The sequence below is a fragment of the Nonlabens sp. SY33080 genome (assembly GCF_011784885.1).
Taxonomy (GTDB): domain Bacteria; phylum Bacteroidota; class Bacteroidia; order Flavobacteriales; family Flavobacteriaceae; genus Nonlabens; species Nonlabens tegetincola.
In genome coordinates this window covers 1,577,365-1,597,404 of sequence record NZ_CP050461.1, presented here as the reverse complement: position 1 = coordinate 1,597,404, position 20,040 = coordinate 1,577,365, and the positions used below count along the sequence as shown (strand labels likewise).

Here is a 20,040-nt window from a genome sequence, read left to right as displayed (position 1 = left end):
TAATACCGTGCATTGATGCTAGCAACAAACACAGAGAGAATTAACTTTTCAACGGTAAAGAACAAAGCAGAATATCCTGATCTGCTCGATATCCAAATCAAATCGTTTCAGGATTTCTTTCAGTTAGAAACTAAATCTGACAAGAGAGAAAATGAAGGTCTTTATAATACCTTCATGGAAAATTTTCCAATCACAGATACTCGCAATCAATTTGTTCTCGAGTTTCTAGATTACTTTGTGGATCCACCACGTTACTCTATCCAAGAGTGTATTGAACGTGGGCTTACTTACAGTGTTCCACTTAAATCAAGATTAAAATTATATTGTACCGATCCAGAACACGAGGATTTTGAAACTATTGTTCAAGATGTTTATTTAGGTACAATCCCATACATGACTCCATCTGGTACTTTCGTTATCAACGGAGCTGAGCGTGTTGTTGTTTCCCAGTTACACCGTTCTCCTGGTGTGTTCTTTGGACAGTCATTTCACGCAAATGGTACTAAATTATATTCAGCACGTGTAATTCCATTTAAAGGATCATGGATTGAATTTGCGACAGATATTAACAGTGTAATGTATGCTTATATCGATCGTAAAAAGAAATTACCTGTAACAACTCTTTTCCGCGCAATTGGTTATGAAAGAGATAAAGATATTCTCGGAATCTTTGATCTTGCAGAAGAGGTAAAAGCTAGTAAAACAGGATTAAAAAAATACCTAGGTCGCAAATTAGCAGCTCGTGTTCTTAGAACATGGCATGAAGATTTTGTAGACGAGGATACAGGTGAAGTTGTATCGATCGAGCGTAATGAAATCGTATTAGATCGTGATACTGTCCTAGAAAAAGAGCATATCGATGAAATAATCGATTCTCAGGCAAAGACTATTCTTTTACATAAGGAAGATATGATGTCTGCAGATTATGCTATCATTCACAATACTTTACAAAAAGACCCTACCAATTCAGAAAAAGAAGCGGTAGAGCATATTTATAGACAATTACGTAACGCTGAGCCGCCAGATGAGGAAACTGCTCGTGGTATCATCGATAAGTTATTCTTCTCTGATCAGAGATATAACTTAGGTGATGTAGGGCGTTATCGTATGAATAAAAAATTAGGTCTTGATATTGACATGAGTAAGCAGGTTCTTACAAAGGAAGATATCATTACTATAATTAAATACTTAATTGAATTAATTAATTCAAAAGCAGAAATCGATGATATCGATCACTTATCAAACCGTCGTGTACGTACAGTAGGTGAGCAATTATCATCTCAGTTTGGTGTTGGTCTTGCTCGTATGGCAAGAACAATTCGTGAGCGCATGAATGTAAGGGATAATGAGGTTTTTACACCTATTGATCTTATTAATGCAAAGACGCTTTCATCTGTAATTAATTCGTTCTTTGGAACTAATCAGCTATCTCAGTTTATGGATCAAACGAATCCATTAGCAGAGATTACGCATAAAAGACGTCTGTCAGCATTAGGTCCAGGTGGTTTATCTCGTGAACGTGCAGGATTTGAGGTTCGTGATGTACACTACACACACTACGGTAGATTATGTCCTATTGAAACTCCTGAAGGACCGAATATTGGTCTTATCTCATCTTTAGCTGTTTTTGCTAAGGTGAACAACATGGGATTCATTGAGACACCATATAGAAAAGTTGAGAACGGTGTTATTAATACATCAGAAGAGCCTATTTATTTAAGTGCCGAAGAAGAAGAAGGAATGCACATTGCTCAGGCAAACTTGCCACTTGAAAATGGTAAGATTGAATCTGACAAAGTAATTGCCCGTTTAGAAGGTGATTTTCCAGTGGTTGAGCCAAATCAGGTACAATATGCCGATGTTGCGCCTAACCAAATCGCTTCGATATCAGCTTCATTAATTCCATTCTTGGAACATGATGATGCAAACCGTGCATTGATGGGATCAAACATGATGCGCCAGGCAGTTCCATTATTACGAGTTGATTCTCCTATTGTTGGAACAGGACTTGAAAGACAAGTTGCGTCTGATTCACGAGTTTTAATCAATGCCGAAGGTGATGGAGAAGTTGTATATGTTGATGCTCAAAAAATTGTAATTCGTTACGATAGAACCGAGCGTGAAAGAATGATTTCTTTTGACCCAGAAGATACATCTTACAACCTTATAAAGTTCCGTAAGACAAACCAAGGTACTTCTATAACTTTAAAACCAATTGTCCAAAAAGGCGATAGAGTTGAAAAAGGTCAAGTACTTTGTCAAGGATACGCAACTGAAAAAGGTGAGTTAGCTCTAGGTCGTAATATGAAGGTTGCCTTCATGCCTTGGAAAGGATACAATTTTGAGGATGCGATTGTAATCTCAGAAAAAGTTGTAAGAGAAGATTTGTTTACTTCTATTCACGTTGATGAGTATTCTCTTGAAGTTAGAGATACTAAATTAGGTAATGAAGAATTAACAGCCGATATTCCAAACGTAAGTGAAGAAGCAACTTCAAACTTAGATGAAAATGGAATGATAAGAATTGGAGCCGAGGTAAAACCAGGTGATATTCTTATCGGTAAGATTACTCCAAAAGGAGAATCTGATCCTACTCCAGAAGAAAAATTACTACGTGCTATTTTTGGTGATAAAGCAGGTGATGTTAAAGATGCATCTCTTAAAGCTTCACCTTCATTGCGCGGTGTTGTTATAGATAAGAAATTATTCTCTAGAGCAGTAAAGGATAAAAGAAAAAGAGCACAGGATAAAGAGGATATTGCACGATTAGAGCAAAGTTATCAGGCAAAATTTGACGGTTTACGTGATCGTTTGGTTGAAAAACTTTTTGAAATCGTTAGTGGTAAAACATCACAAGGTGTATACAATGATTTAGGTGAGGAAGTACTTCCTAAAGGTAAAAAGTATACACTTAAGATGTTGAACTCTGTAGATGATTACACTCACTTAATTTCTGGTACTTGGACAACAAGTGACGAGATTAATGAAACCGTTGCAGACTTACTACATAACTATAAGATTAAAGAGAACGATCTTCAAGGTGCATTGCGCCGTGAGAAGTTTACAATTTCTGTAGGAGATGAATTACCAGCAGGAATTATCAAACTTGCTAAAGTTTACATAGCTAAAAAGCGTAAACTTAAAGTAGGTGATAAAATGGCAGGTCGTCACGGTAACAAAGGTATCGTAGCGCGTATAGTACGTGAAGAAGATATGCCGTTCCTAGAAGACGGAACACCAGTAGATATCGTTCTTAATCCATTAGGTGTACCATCACGTATGAATATCGGTCAGATTTATGAAACTGTATTAGGTTGGGCTGGACAAAAATTAGGTAAGAAATTTGCTACACCTATTTTTGATGGTGCTACATTGGATCAAATAAATGAATTGACTGATAACGCTGGAATACCACGATTCGGTCACACCTATTTATTTGATGGAGGTACAGGTGAGCGATTTGACCAACCTGCAACAGTAGGTGTCATTTACATGCTTAAATTAGGTCACATGGTAGATGATAAGATGCACGCGCGTTCTATCGGACCATACTCACTTATTACTCAACAACCATTAGGTGGTAAAGCACAATTTGGAGGTCAGCGTTTTGGTGAGATGGAGGTTTGGGCACTTGAGGCTTATGGAGCTTCTAGTACACTGCGTGAAATTCTTACTGTAAAATCAGATGATGTAATAGGAAGAGCTAAGACTTATGAGGCGATCGTTAAAGGTGAGCCTATGCCAGAGCCAGGTCTTCCAGAATCATTTAATGTATTGATGCACGAGCTTAAAGGACTAGGTTTAGACCTTAGACTCGAGGATTAATTTATCTTTGAGAGTAGGTGGTAGTTTCGCTTTCGCGAAAGCGTAATTACCATCAATCTCTCTTACACTAATTAAAATAGTACCATAATTATGGCTAGAAATAAAGAAACCCAAACTCAGAAGAAATTTTCAAAAATTTCAATCGGTCTTGCATCTCCAGAATCTATTCTTGCAGAATCTAAAGGAGAAGTACTAAAGCCAGAAACGATTAACTATCGTACTCACAAGCCTGAGCGCGATGGACTTTTCTGTGAGCGTATTTTTGGTCCTGTAAAGGATTATGAATGTGCCTGTGGAAAATACAAACGTATACGTTATAAAGGTATCGTTTGTGATCGATGTGGAGTAGAGGTAACAGAGAAAAAAGTACGTCGTGATCGTATAGGTCACATTAACCTAGTTGTGCCTGTAGCACACATATGGTATTTCCGTAGTTTACCTAATAAAATTGGATACCTATTAGGATTACCATCAAAGAAACTGGATATGATTATTTACTACGAACGTTACGTAGTAATACAGCCAGGTATTGCAAAAAATGCCGAAGGTGAGCCAGTTCAAAAAATGGAATTTCTTACTGAAGAAGAATATTTAGATATTTTAGATAGTCTTCCTCAAGAAAATTTATATCTAGAAGATTCTGACCCTAATAAATTTATCGCAAAAATGGGTGCAGAGTGTTTAATTGAATTATTAAACAGAATCGATCTAGATGCGTTGTCTTATGACTTACGTCACAAAGCAAATAATGAGACTTCTAAACAAAGAAAAACTGAAGCTCTCAAGAGACTTCAGGTAGTTGAGGCTTTTAAGGAGTCTAACTTGCACAGAGAAAACAAGCCAGAATGGATGATCATGAAAGTGATTCCTGTGATTCCACCAGAATTACGTCCGCTTGTACCTCTTGATGGTGGTCGTTTTGCAACATCAGACTTAAATGATCTTTATCGTCGTGTAATCATACGTAACAACCGTTTGAAGCGATTGATGGAAATCAAAGCTCCAGAGGTGATATTACGTAATGAAAAGCGTATGCTACAGGAGTCTGTGGATTCTCTTTTAGATAACACTAGAAAATCTAGTGCTGTTAAGACAGATTCTAACAGACCATTAAAATCTTTATCAGATTCCCTTAAAGGTAAGCAAGGACGTTTCCGTCAAAACTTACTTGGAAAACGTGTTGACTATTCTGCTCGTTCTGTAATTGTTGTAGGACCAGAATTGAAACTTTATGAATGTGGTCTCCCTAAAGATATGGCTGCAGAGCTTTACAAGCCTTTCATTATTCGTAAGTTGATTGAAAGAGGTATTGTAAAAACAGTAAAATCTGCTAAGAAAATAATTGATAAAAAAGAGCCTGTTGTTTGGGATATACTTGAGAATGTTCTTAAAGGGCATCCAGTATTATTAAACCGTGCTCCTACACTTCACCGTCTAGGTATTCAAGCATTTCAGCCTAAGTTAATAGAAGGTAAAGCAATTCAATTACACCCGTTAGTATGTACTGCATTTAACGCCGATTTTGATGGTGATCAAATGGCGGTACACTTACCACTAGGACCAGAGGCGATTTTAGAGGCTCAACTTTTAATGTTAGCTTCTCATAACATCTTGAATCCTGCAAATGGTAGTCCTATTGCCGTTCCTTCTCAGGACATGGTATTAGGTTTATATTACATGACTAAGTTACGTAGGTCAGAACCTAATCACATTGTTAAAGGTGAAGGTTTAACGTTCTACGGTCCAGAAGAATTGGTAATCGCATTTAATGAAAAACGTGTTGATATTAACGCACCAGTAAAATGTAGAATACCACTTTTACAAGAAGATGGATCATACAAATCAGAGTTGATAGAAACTACTGCAGGACGTGTGTTATTTAACGAGAAAGTACCTAATGAGGCTGGTTATATAAATGAAGTTTTGACTAAAAAAGCTTTACGTGATATTATCGGTGATATTCTTAAGGTGACAGATGTTCCTAGAACAGCTGCCTTCCTTGATGAGATTAAAGATTTAGGTTATGGATTTGCATTCCGCGGTGGATTGTCATTCTCACTAGGAGATATCATGATTCCAGAAGAAAAGCAAGCCATGATAGACGAGGCTAATGCCAAAGTTGACGCGATACGTGGTAACTATGGAATGGGTCTTATTACTCAGAATGAACGTTACAATCAGGTGATTGATGTTTGGACTGCTACTAATGCTCAGCTTACTGAACTAGGTATGAAGAATATTAGAGAAGACCAGCAAGGATTTAACTCGGTGTATATGATGTTGGATTCTGGTGCTCGTGGATCAAAAGAGCAGATTAGACAGCTTACTGGTATGCGTGGTCTTATGGCAAAACCTAAAAAGTCGAACTCAGGTGGTGGAGAAATTATTGAAAATCCAATTCTTTCAAACTTTAAAGAAGGATTATCAATTCTTGAGTACTTCATTTCTACTCACGGTGCTCGTAAAGGTCTTGCAGATACGGCACTTAAAACTGCCGATGCTGGTTATTTAACACGTCGTTTACATGATGTTGCGCAAGATGTTATTGTTAATACAGAAGACTGTGGAACATTAAGAGGTATTGAAGTTACTGCTCTTAAAAAGAATGAAGAAGTAATGGAGAAACTAGGAGCTCGTATCCTAGGACGTGTTGCTTTACACGATGTAGTTGATCCAGCTACACAAAATGTTATGGTGGCAGCAGGTGAATTGATTACTGAAAAAATCGCTGATGCAATTGATGAAACAGTAATCGAGTCTGTGGAAGTGCGTTCGCCATTAACATGTGAAGCTAAAAAAGGAGTTTGTACAAAATGTTATGGTCGTAACCTAGCTACTAACCGTCTTGTTATGAGAGGTGAGGCTGTTGGAGTTATCGCAGCACAATCTATTGGTGAACCAGGAACACAGCTTACCTTACGTACATTCCACGTAGGTGGTGTTGCAGGTAACGTTAGTGAGGAGAACTCTGTAATTGCTAAAAATGAAGGTGTTCTTGAAATTGAAGATCTTAAAACGGTTAAGGGTGAAGATAGCGAAGGGAATGCAGTAGATATTGTAATCTCTAGAACATCTGAGGCTAAGTTGATGCACAAGGACACTGGTTTATTACTTAATACCAATAACATTCCTTATGGTGCAGAGTTATTCAAAAAACCTGGAGCTAAAATTAAGAAAGGTGAAGTAATTGCTAAATGGGATCCTTTTAATGGAGTAATTATTTCAGAGTTCTCTGGAGAAATCAAGTTTGAAAATATCATTCAAGGGACAACATTCCAAGTTGAAACTGATGAACAAACTGGTTACGAAGAAAAGGTTATTTCTGAATCTAGAGATAAGAAGTTAATTCCTACACTGCACATTGTTGATGGTAAAGGGGAAACTCAAATTTCTTATAACTTACCAGTAGGTGCACACTTAATGATTAATGATGGTGAGAAGATTAAAGAAGGAAAAATTCTAGTTAAGATCCCTCGTAAGAGTGCCAAAGCAGGTGATATTACCGGAGGTCTTCCTCGTGTGACTGAACTTTTTGAAGCTCGTAATCCTTCAAATCCAGCTGTTGTAAGTGAGATTGATGGTGTTGTTTCTTTTGGTAAAATTAAGCGTGGTAACCGTGAAATTATCGTTACTTCAAAAACAGACGAAGTAAAGAAATATTTAGTAAAATTATCTAATCAGATTCTAGTTCAAGAAAATGATTATGTGAGAGCTGGTATGCCTTTATCAGATGGTTCTATAACGCCTAAAGATATTCTAGCAATTAAAGGACCAAGTGCTGTACAGCAGTATTTAGTTAACGAGGTTCAAGAGGTTTATCGATTACAAGGTGTAAAAATCAATGATAAACACTTTGAGGTTGTTGTAAGACAAATGATGAGAAAAGTTCGTATCGTAGATCCAGGTGATGGTATTTTCCTAGAGAATCAATTGGTTCATAAAGAAGACTTCATTCAAGAGAACGACCGACTTTATGGAATGAAAGTGGTTGAAGATGCTGGTGACTCAGAGAATCTTAAAGAAGGTCAAATCGTTTCTCCACGTGATTTACGAGATGAAAACTCTATTTTAAGAAGAGAGGATAAGAATCTAGTAGTAGCAAGAGAGGTAATGCCTGCAACGGCAGAGCCTATATTACAAGGTATTACTCGTGCATCTCTTCAAACTAAATCATTTATTAGTGCCGCGTCGTTCCAGGAAACTACTAAAGTACTTAATGAGGCAGCTGTAAATGGTAAGGTTGATACTCTTGAAGGTCTTAAGGAAAATGTTATTGTAGGTCATAGAATTCCAGCAGGAACAGGTATGAGAAATTATGATGACATTATTGTAGGCTCAAAAGAGGAGTTCGAGAAGCTTATGCTTAATAAACCAGAACAAGAGGTAAATTATAATTAATAGGAATGGCAAATAATCCTAATCAAGAGAATAAGATCAACATAGAAATTGATGAAAAGATTGCTGAAGGTCAGTATAGTAATTTAGCTATCATAAATCATTCACATTCTGAATTTGTTGTTGATTTTGTTAATATCATGCCTGGTAATCCAAAGTCTAAGGTGAAGTCAAGAATAGTTCTTACTCCACAACATGCTAAACGTTTAGCTCAAGCACTTATGGATAATATTAGAAAATTTGAAAATGCGCATGGTGAAATTAAGGATTATGAGCAGCCTCCTATTCCCTTAAATTTTGGTCCAACTGGACAAGCTTAATATATTCCGCTTTCGCGAAAGCGTAGTTATCATTAAAGCCTAACTTTTATAGTTAGGCTTTATTTTTTTTATTTACAGAATAGTTTTTGATTATGAATTGTCGAAAATCCACTTATTCTAAAAGCGTTTAAAGAGATTTCATACTAAAGACACTAGACATTATTAGTCAAAATTTTTCTTTCAGGAGATGTTCTTAAAATGAGATTTAAAAAATTTAGATTTTTTAAAAACCACCGAGTATTTTTCTTCGTACATACTAGATCCTAAAGATGTCAAATTTAGTTTTTGTTTAATCTTCTGTATTTCAGAGTTTTTTTTAATGGAACTTTTTTCATAAGTGTTTTTAACGACTTTAATTGGAATTTTGTCGAAAGAGCACTATAAATACTGGGTTTTTCTTCATTGGGATGTTGTTACAAGTATTTTTGCAGCTTAGAATAGAACAAGCTATTCTGTTTTTTTGATAATTATTTCATTTACAATGAGTTTTAATTTTCCCTCTAACCTAAAATTCAATGGTAACATTATCTATGTGTTGCTATTATTATTCATTCTTAATCCTAGTTCAGTTTTTGCTGATGGAACCAAGCAGTTGATGCCTTCTGCGACAGGAGTGGAGCCAGCAAATGGTACAGCTCTCTACATAACAAGAGGTCAATTTGGTCCGTATGTTAATGCTCCTAATTCTAGTAGGTTACGTTTTACTATCGCAAATGCTGCTACTGAAAACCTTTATTTTGGGGTGTTTTCAAGGCAGAGGCTAGATGCTTCTAATCATCCAGAGCTGGGAGCTTTTACTTATTATCGTATTTACGACCAGAGTGGTACGTTGGTTGAAGGGGTAAATCCCGCTGGTGTGCAGGTAGGAACATTGTCAGGTAGATTTGATGATGGTGCAGGAGCAAACCCAATCGCGGGAGATGCAGGATTTGTATCAAATTACACAGAGGCTTTTAACGGGCCTAACGGTGTAGGTGGAGTTACAAATGGTTACAATCCTTATGTATTTAACCCTACAACTGCTGGAAATTATTATATTGAATTTTATATAAGTACCGATGGTGGTGCCACTCCATTTACTTTTGGAAATGGAGATCCGGCTATTTTCTTTTTTCCATATTTTGATTTTACTGTGGGGTCTACAGCCTCTGCAATTCCAGGAAGAATATGGTCTGATAAATGGTCGTTAATTGGTTATCAAAATCAGGATGCTGATGGTGATATAGGTACTCCAAATGTACCTAATCCTACACTAGATGCATCTGTTGAGGGTGAATTTTACGCGTATACTGATGATCAGGTAATCGTTAAAGTGGATTTTTTACCTGGATTTAGGCCATTAGCCTATGAGTTGTCTATGAATAGATTTGGTGTTGTTGATGATGATGATAATCCAGCGAATGATTTTCTTTTAACACGAAGATCTGTAAATAGACCTTCCAATACTTCTCCTAATTTAGACAATGGGTATCCCGTTTTTTTAACCGTCCCAGATCAATCTGTATTTGTACCTGCTCCACAAGCAGATCCGATATTAACTGGTGAGATTTTTGGTTGTCCTGGTAACTATTACATCCCTTATACTTTGGATGCGCCTGCAGATGTTGCTCTTTTAGTAGATTTTGACGGTAATGGGGTTTTTGATGCAAATACTCGAGATGTAGTTATTGAAGCATTTGAACAGCCAGTAGGTGATAACTTGCTTTTTTGGGACGGGTTAGATGGGTTTGGTGATATAGCCGAAGCAGGTGTAAGTATAAGCTTAAAGTTAGTGTCATTTAGAGGTAGGACCAATGTTCCTATGTATGATGCGGAATTCAATTTAAATGGTTTAACCATGGAGTCTGTGACTCCTACTCTAGCAAGTCAAAAACTTTTCTGGGACGATTCACAATTAACAGCCTTTGGAACTTGTGTTGACGCCTCAACTCAAAATACTGCAAATACAACTACAGGCTCATTTGTAAATACTAATTTATTAAATGGTAATGTGGGGCCAGGACACGCATGGAATGGTTCAAATCCGGGTAATACGGTACCTGCAACTGCTGGCGCTGGTGAAGGTACTAATACTCCGACGCTATTGTGTGATGATTATGGAAATATCAGGGTTATAAACACTTGGTTTTATGGTTCTGAGGTAGAATCCTCTGTGGTGCAATTAGTGGTTCCGTCATGTGATCAAGATGGTGATGGGGTTCATGATCTTGTTGATATTGATGATGACAATGATGGGATTCCAGATATAGTGGAACTAGAAAATGTTAATGCTAACGATCCTCTTGGAGATGACGATGGTGATGGATTGTTAAATTATTTTGATCCATCTAATGGTCCAGGAACGGATGGTCCTTCCAGTTCAAACTTTGTTGATAACAATAATGATGGTGTAAGTGATTTATATGATACTGACGGTGATGGAATTATAGACCAGTTTGATTTAGATGCTGATGGAGATGGTGTCCCTGATAATGTTGAAGCTCAAGGTACTTTAGGGTATATAGCTCAAGGTAGTTTAACAGATACTGACGGTGATGGTTTGGTGGATACTTATGATCCTGATTGTAACGGTTCGTCCACTACTAGTGCTAGTGGTAATGCTGTTTCAGGATTTACCTATGGAGGTAACCAGGATATTACTCCAGCATTAGGGACACCCGAAGCTAATGGTGTTGCTGCTACCAATCTTAATGGAGTTCGTCTTAGAAATACTGGTTCTGCAGGAGAAACTCAAGGTCCATTAACTTTAGAATTTGATAGAGGACTACCAGTAGGGACTACAATTACTTTTTCAATCGCAAATGATATTCGTGCAGGTGATAGTATGAATATCACTCTTGGTTCACAGGTGATCTCTAATTACAATACGGGTGGAGCTGCTGATTCCTATGTTCAATTTAATGTTATTACTACAAGTTCAACGTCATCTGTATTTTTCGAATTGAACTCAGGTGGGTTTAGAATAGGCGGAGTTAGCTATAGTTTCACTTCTGCTACCTGTTCAAATGGTTTTGCTGTGTTACCGGTGGATACAGATTTTGATGGGGTACCTGATTATAAGGATTTGGATTCTGATAATGATTCAATTAACGATACAACTGAAAATAACTTTGCTCTATCCGGAAACGATACAGATTTTGATGGATTAGATGATAGTATTGATGCTACTTCTGGTTATCAAGATCCTAATGGTAATGTAAATAATCCATCATCATTACCTGATAATGATGGTGATGTTAATGGTGGTGGTGATGTGAATTACCGTGATGCAACTGCTAGTGTTGATTCCGATAACGATGGAATTTTTGATGAAGTAGATTTAGATGATGATAATGATGGAATTTTAGATTCCGATGAATGTTATGTTGAACCAACGGCTACTGGCCCTTATACAAGTACAAATACCACTTTCTCCTTTTCTGGTTCTGGTGGGAATAATAATGCAAATTTGCAATCTGTTACATTAGATGGGATTACTTATAATGATTTTATTGTTCCTGATTTATATACAGAGAATTTCAACTCTACAAGTGATAATGTTGTGTATGAAGTTCTTAATGGTACAAGTGGCCAAGGTACAGGTCCTACAGGAGATAATATTTCAAATCCTAACTGGGAACAAATTATTTTACCAGCCTTTCAATCAAGAAATTTTAATTATTTCCAAGGACTTTCTGGAGCTGTTTTAGATACTGATTTCTATACACTCAGTTACAATGTTCCAATTTCTGTTTCAGGAGAATCTTTCTTATTAGTTTCTGAAAGAGATGGGAATAACACTTTTGAAATTGAAGCATTTGATGCACAAGGAAATAGCTTTGGTCAACTAAATGTAGTACTTACTGATTATATAAATACAGGTATTAATACTTCGATTGGTCAGCCAATTAATATTGCAGTTTACCCATTATCACAGCTTGCGCCCGCAGGTTCTGTAATAAAGTCTATTAACATTTCTCCAGGAGCAGATGGTGATGGAGGCGATGGAAAAGTGTTTATTCTTAATGGAGGTTCAACTTGTCCAGATACAGATGGTGACGGGATAATAGATAGTTTAGATGTTGACGCAGATAATGATGGTATTTATGATGCGGTAGAAGCTGGTCATAATGAAGTCAATACTGACGGTCGATTAACTGGTCCTGTTGGTGATGATGGTGTTCCCAATAGTGTTCAAGATCCTGGCGATGTTGATAATGGGATTGTCAACTATGAATTAGTTAACTCTGATGGTATAGATAATTTTGATTTTCAAGATACTGACTCTGATAATGATGGATGTTCCGATGCTAACGAGGCTTACAACAATAGTTCTGCTGATGGTGGAGATGGTGGTGCCTATGGTTCAGGTATCCCACCAACGAATTCTTCAAATGGTGCTGTTCTCGCAGCTAGTTATGCACAACCAGCTGATTCTAATTCGAATACTGTACCAGATTATACCGAGATAGGACCTGATACAGATGGTGATGGGATCATAGATGCATGTGATGATGTTGATGACCGTCCAGATACTGATGGCGATGGAGTGCCGAATGTTGTAGATATTGATGATGATAATGATGGTATTTTGGACGTGGTTGAATGTAAGGATGAGTCTACATTGGACTGGAGCGTAAATACTTGGGCTGCCGGCACACTTAGTAACTCTTATTCAGTTGATTCTAGAGATGTTAATATAACTGTAGTTGACCCTAACGATGCATTACTTAATTCTCCGAATCTGCCTGTTTCGGGAGCTTTTTATCAAGGTGGACAACCATCTATACCGCAAACTCTTATTTCAGGTTTCGACCTACAAACATTAGGAGCAACAGGTACTGTAACTTACACGATCGATTTTAACAGTGAGTCCTTTAACAATGTAGCGTTTACTTTATTGGATGTAGACGGAGAGTTAGGTTCAATAAGACGAAAAGAAAGATACACTATAACTGGTTTTAATGGAGCTTCTCAGGTTTTACCAAATATAGTTCCAGCAGGAACTCAAGAGGTTATAGGTAATTCTGTTCTAGGCGTTGATCCAGTTGCCCCAACTGGTGCTGCATCAGGAGCGGGAAATGTAAATATATCATTTTCTGCACCAGTAGATACTATCACAATTGTTTTTGATGTTACTGATGATTCTGTGATCAACCCAGGTTCCGAACCAGGATTTAGTATTGGGAATATTCGATTCTCTTCATGTGATTTTGATAATGACGGTATACAAGATTTATTGGATCAGGATAGTGATAATGATGGTATCCCGGATAATGTAGAAGCTCAAGATACGGCTGGCTACATACAACCATCTGGTATAGATAGTGATGGGAATGGTTTAGATGATGCTTATGAAACTACTCCAGGAAGTGGAGAAGGGCTTACGCCAGAAAATACAGATGGAGATCCAAATCCTGATTATGTTGATTTAGATAGTGACAATGATAATGTCCCAGATGCTACCGAAGGTTCTGATTTTAATAACGATGGTAGTCCTGATACTACTCCTAGTGGAAATGATATTGATAATGATGGACTCGACGATGCGTTTGACGGTGACACAACGGGATATGGAGATCCTAACGGTACTCCCGTAACAAATGATCCTGGTAATGAATTAAATAATACAGATGGTACTGATCAACCAGATTATAGAGATACCGATGACGATAACGATTCACTTTTGACATCTGGAACTGGAGAGGATACCAATAATGATAATGACCCTACAAATGATGACGAAGATTTAGATGGAGTTCCAAATTATCTTGATCAAGATGATACAGATGGTGATGGGGTTCCTGACACCGTAGATATCGATGACGACAATGATGGTATACTAGATATTAATGAAGATGCTAATTTGGACGGTGATAATAACCCATTTACTAATCCTTCAGATCAAGATGGTGACGGTATACCTAACCATTTGGATTTAGATTCTGATGGTGATGGTATTCCTGATAATAATGAGGCTCAAACTACTTTAGGTTATATTGATCCGTTAGTAAACGATGCAGATGGAGATGGAATTCCAGATGTTACAGCAAATGGTTTGCCTACTGCTTATAATCAAAATAACGATGAGCTTGGATTATTGCCAGTAAATACAGATACGGTGGACCTACCTGATTATCTGGATCTAAATTCTGACAATCAAGGTGGGAATGATACTGTTGAAGCTGGATTAACTTTATCAGGTAATGATTCCGATAATGACGGTTTGGACGATGCAGTTGATCAAACACCTACCTATGCTGATCCTAATGGTAATATAGATGATACTGCTAACTTACCAGATACCGATGGCGATTTAAATTCTGGAGGTAATGTAGACTTCAGGGATCGCAGTTTACCAAATGACGAAGATGGTGATGGAGTTGTAGATAGAGATGACTTAGATGATGATAATGACGGAATTACCGATATCACAGAAGGTTTTGAGTTTTACACAGATAATTCTACAACTTGTACTGGTCAAACTTACAATTTTAATGGAGGTACGTTAATCTCAGGTACGGCAGGTCAAGTAGGAGCTAGATACAGATTTTCTGGAGTTCGCGCAGGAATTGATGCTATTGTTGAAATTACACAAAGATCTACTGGAGCAACATTAAATTCTATTGATAATGCTTCTGGTGATGCAAATGCGTGGCAGCCTGTAATTAATTATTCTGCAGCATCCTCTGGTGATTTAACAGTTACCTTCAATGTTCAATTGGTAGATGCTGGAACTACTAATCTTACTGTTGTTAATAGAATTAGTGGATTTATTCAGGATGTTGACAGCGACGGGTCAGGTAGAATTAGAGAATTCTATAGATTAAGGAATTTAGTGGGTTATTCATTAAATAATCCTACGAATATTATTGCAACAAATCTTACTGGTGGAGTAACTCAATTTAGAGCAAACGGGACTGGTTCTGCTCCGATTGAGCCTATAGATACCGATGCGAGATATAAAGTATTCTTCCAGCGTCAAGATGTTAATCAATTTGAATATGTAATTGGTGTAACAAAAAATATTAACGCTGCTCAAAGTAGATTCTATAGTGTTCAATTCGATGAATGTGTTATAGATGACTTCGGTGGTGAACCAACTGTTGTAATTATCAATGCTCCAGATTTAGATGGAGATGGTATTCCTAATCATTTAGATCCAGATTCTGACGGTGATGGATGTTCTGATACTGTAGAAGCTGGTTTTATTGATGCTTTCGCGAAAGCGCAGGAAGATGGAATCCTTGGTAATTTAGCTCCTGAAACAGTGAACAGTAGTAATGGTCTTGTTACTAGCGGTGAATCAGGAGAAGGTTATACCGAACCAGCAGATTTAAATTCTAACGGAACACCAGATTTTCTCGAAGCTGGTTTCGCAGAAGCTTGTTCAACTCAGTTAGAAATTACTAAAACAAGTACATTTGATCCTGCAACAGGAGTTATTAGTTATACCTATATAGTTCAAAATATAGGTTCTAGTTTTGCTTTTGATGTAACGGTTTCAGAGTCTGCCGGACTATTTACAGGTGCAAACACACCTTTGCCTACTCCAGCTTATCAATCGGGAGGAACCAATGAAGATGGTGAAGGAGATGCTATCGATTTAAGACCAGGAGCCTCTGCTACCTTTACAGCGGTATATACGATTAATCAACAAGATATTAATTCAGGTCAAGTAGATAATCAGGCTATTGCCAATGCAGTTGATGATAATGGAGACCCAATTTCAGATATATCTGATGACGGTAACGATGGCGATGGTAATACAGAGGATGATATTACCGAAACTATATTAGGTTCAGGTAACCTTGAAGGAATTGTATATAATGATATTAATGGTAATGGGACTTTCGATACTGGAGATGTTCTTCTTTCTAATGTTGATGTAGTTATTACTCCTACAAATGGTGATCCAGTAACGATTCAAACGAATGCAAGTGGTCAATTCACTGCAACAGTGTTATCTGGCGATGCTACAGTAGACATAGACGATGCAGATCTACCAGTAGGATTTGTACAAACAGAAGGAACTGATCCTACGAATGTAACAGTAACGGCTGGAGCAACAACGACAGAAGAAGACAACGGATTCAATGTACCAGGCACGGTAACAGGAGTAGTTTATAATGATGTAAACGGAAACGGGACACAAGATGCAGGCGAGCCAGGCATAGAAAACGTAGAAGTTACGATTACGGACAGTGCAGGTCAAGCAGTAACCGTTCAGACGGATGCAACAGGAACTTACACGGCTCAAGTAGCAGCACCAGGCACAGCAAGCGTAGATATCAATGATGCAGATCTACCAGTAGGATTTGTACAAACAGAAGGAACTGATCCTACGGATGTAACAGTAACGGCTGGAGCAACAACGACAGAAGAAGACAACGGATTCAATGTACCAGGCACGGTAACAGGAGTAGTTTATAATGATGTAAACGGAAACGGGACACAAGATGCAGGCGAGCCAGGCATAGAAAACGTAGAAGTTACGATTACGGACAGTGCAGGTCAAGCAGTAACCGTTCAGACGGATGCAACAGGAACTTACACGGCTCAAGTAGCAGCACCAGGCACAGCAAGCGTAGATATCAATGATGCAGATCTACCAGTAGGATTTGTACAAACAGAAGGAACCGATCCAACGACAGTAACGGTAGTAGCCGGAACTACAGTAACAGAGGAGAACAACGGATTCAACGTACCAGGAACCATAGAAGGAACAGTTTATAATGATATAAACGGAAACGGTACACAAGACGCAGGTGAGCCAGGTTTACCAGGAGTAGATGTAGTGATTACCGATGAAGACGGTAACGTACAAACCGTAACTACGGATGCTAATGGAGACTATAGTGCTACCGTAGTAGCTGCAGGCGATGCTACCGTAGATATCGACGATGCTGATTTACCAGCCGGAGCGAATCAAACAGAAGGAACCGATCCAACGACAGTAACGGTAGTAGCCGGAACTACAGTAACAGAGGAGAACAACGGATACAACGTACCAGGAACCATAGAAGGAACAGTTTATAATGATATAAACGGAAACGGGACACAAGATGCAGGCGAGCCAGGTTTACCAGGAGTAGATGTAGTGATTACCGATGAAGACGGTAACGTACAAACCGTAACTACGGATGCTAATGGAGACTATAGTGCTACCGTAGTGGCTGCAGGCGATGCTACCGTAGATATCGACGATGCTGATTTACCAGCCGGAGCGAATCAAACAGAAGGAACCGATCCAACGACAGTAACGGTAGTAGCCGGAACTACAGTAACAGAGGAGAACAACGGATACAACGTACCAGGAACAGTAGAAGGAACAGTTTATAATGATATAAACGGAAACGGGACACAAGATGCAGGCGAGCCAGGTTTACCAGGAGTAGACGTAGTGATTACCGATGAAGACGGTAACGTACAAACCGTAACTACGGATGCCAATGGAGACTATAGTGCTACCGTAGTAGCTGCAGGCGATGCTACCGTAGACATCGACGATGCAGACCTACCAGTAGGTTTTGTACAAACAGAAGGAACCGATCCAACGACGGTAACGGTAGTAGCCGGAACTACAGTAACAGAGGAGAACAACGGATACAACGTACCAGGAACAGTAGAAGGAACAGTTTATAATGATATAAACGGAAACGGGACACAAGATGCAGGCGAGCCAGGTTTACCAGGAGTAGACGTAGTGATTACCGATGAAGACGGTAACGTACAAACCGTAACTACGGATGCCAATGGAGACTATAGTGCTACCGTAGTAGCTGCAGGCGATGCTACCGTAGACATCGACGATGCTGATTTACCAGCCGGAGCGAATCAAACAGAAGGAACCGATCCAACGACGGTAACGGTAGTAGCCGGAACTACAGTAACAGAGGAGAACAACGGATACAACGTACCAGGAACAGTAGAAGGAACAGTTTATAATGATATAAACGGAAACGGGACACAAGATGCAGGCGAGCCAGGTTTACCAGGAGTAGACGTAGTGATTACCGATGAAGACGGTAACGTACAAACCGTAACTACGGATGCCAATGGAGACTATAGTGCTACCGTAGTAGCTGCAGGCGATGCTACCGTAGACATCGACGATGCAGACCTACCAGTAGGTTTTGTACAAACAGAAGGAACCGATCCAACGACGGTAACGGTAGTAGCCGGAACTACAGTAACAGAGGAGAACAACGGATACAACGTACCAGGAACAGTAGAAGGAACAGTTTATAATGATATAAACGGAAACGGTACTCAAGACGCAGGCGAGCCAGGTTTACCAGGAGTAGATGTAGTGATTACTGATGAAGACGGTAACGTACAAACCGTAACTACGGATGCCAATGGAGACTATAGTGCTACCGTAGTAGCTGCAGGCGATGCTACCGTAGACATCGACGATGCTGATTTACCAGCCGGAGCGAATCAAACAGAAGGAACCGATCCAACGACGGTAACGGTAGTAGCCGGAACTACAGTAACAGAGGAGAACAACGGATACAACGTACCAGGAACAGTAGAAGGAACAGTTTATAATGATATAAACGGAAACGGGACACAAGATGCAGGTGAGCCAGGTTTACCAGGAGTAGACGTAGTGATTACCGATGAAGACGGTAACGTACAAACCGTAACTACGGATGCCAATGGAGACTATAGTGCTACCGTAGTAGCTGCAGGCGATGCTACCGTAGACATCGACGATGCAGACCTACCAGTAGGTTTTGTACAAACAGAAGGAACCGATCCAACGACGGTAACGGTAGTAGCCGGAACTACAGTAACAGAGGAGAACAACGGATACAACGTACCAGGAACAGTAGAAGGAACAGTTTATAATGATATAAACGGAAACGGTACTCAAGACGCAGGCGAGCCAGGTTTACCAGGAGTAGATGTAGTGATTACTGATGAAGACGGTAACGTACAAACCGTAACTACGGATGCCAATGGAGACTATAGTGCTACCGTAGTAGCTGCAGGCGATGCTACCGTAGACATCGACGATGCTGATTTACCAGCCGGAGCGAATCAAACAGAAGGAACCGATCCAACGACAGTAACGGTAGTAGCCGGAACTACAGTAACAGAGGAGAACAACGGATACAACGTACCAGGAACAGTAGAAGGAACAGTTTATAATGATATAAACGGAAACGGGACACAAGATGCAGGTGAGCCAGGTTTACCAGGAGTAGACGTAGTGATTACTGATGAAGACGGTAACGTACAAACCGTAACTACGGATGCCAATGGAGACTATAGTGCTACCGTAGTAGCTGCAGGCGATGCTACCGTAGACATCGACGATGCTGATTTACCAGCCGGAGCGAATCAAACAGAAGGAACCGATCCAACGACGGTAACGGTAGTAGCCGGAACTACAGTAACAGAGGAGAACAACGGATACAACGTACCAGGAACAGTAGAAGGAACAGTTTATAATGATATAAACGGAAACGGACACAAGATGCAGGTGAGCCAGGTTTACCAGGAGTAGACG

General features: G+C 39.0%; 4 protein-coding genes. All 4 read left to right on the top strand.

What is annotated here, in order from left to right:
* The first annotated feature begins 15 nt into the window (after positions 1–15).
* Entirely contained in the window at positions 16–3,825 is a 3,810-nt protein-coding gene (gene rpoB, locus HCN53_RS07220; protein ID WP_167342532.1) for a DNA-directed RNA polymerase subunit beta, read from the top strand.
* A 90-nt stretch (positions 3,826–3,915) separates the two neighbouring features.
* Positions 3,916–8,223 carry a DNA-directed RNA polymerase subunit beta' gene (rpoC, locus tag HCN53_RS07215; protein ID WP_042279759.1) on the top strand — a complete coding sequence of 1,436 codons (4,308 nt, stop codon included), beginning with the start codon at positions 3,916–3,918 and terminating at the stop codon, positions 8,221–8,223.
* Between the two features lie 5 nt (positions 8,224–8,228).
* Positions 8,229–8,540, top strand: coding sequence for a DUF3467 domain-containing protein (locus HCN53_RS07210; protein WP_042279760.1), 312 nt, complete (start codon positions 8,229–8,231; stop codon positions 8,538–8,540).
* Between the two features lie 481 nt (positions 8,541–9,021).
* Positions 9,022–20,037, top strand: a complete 11,016-nt coding sequence (locus tag HCN53_RS07205) for an SdrD B-like domain-containing protein (RefSeq protein ID WP_167342530.1) — start codon at positions 9,022–9,024, stop codon at positions 20,035–20,037.
* Positions 20,038–20,040 lie beyond the last annotated feature (3 nt).

Excerpts from the sequence above, each read along its gene's own strand:
- HCN53_RS07210 (WP_042279760.1), top strand. The coding sequence starts at position 8,229 with ATGGCAAATAATCCTAATCAAGAGAATAAGATCAACATAGAAATTGAT.
- rpoB (WP_167342532.1), top strand. The coding sequence starts at position 16 with ATGCTAGCAACAAACACAGAGAGAATTAACTTTTCAACGGTAAAGAAC.
- HCN53_RS07205 (WP_167342530.1), top strand. The coding sequence starts at position 9,022 with ATGAGTTTTAATTTTCCCTCTAACCTAAAATTCAATGGTAACATTATC.
- rpoC (WP_042279759.1), top strand. The coding sequence starts at position 3,916 with ATGGCTAGAAATAAAGAAACCCAAACTCAGAAGAAATTTTCAAAAATT.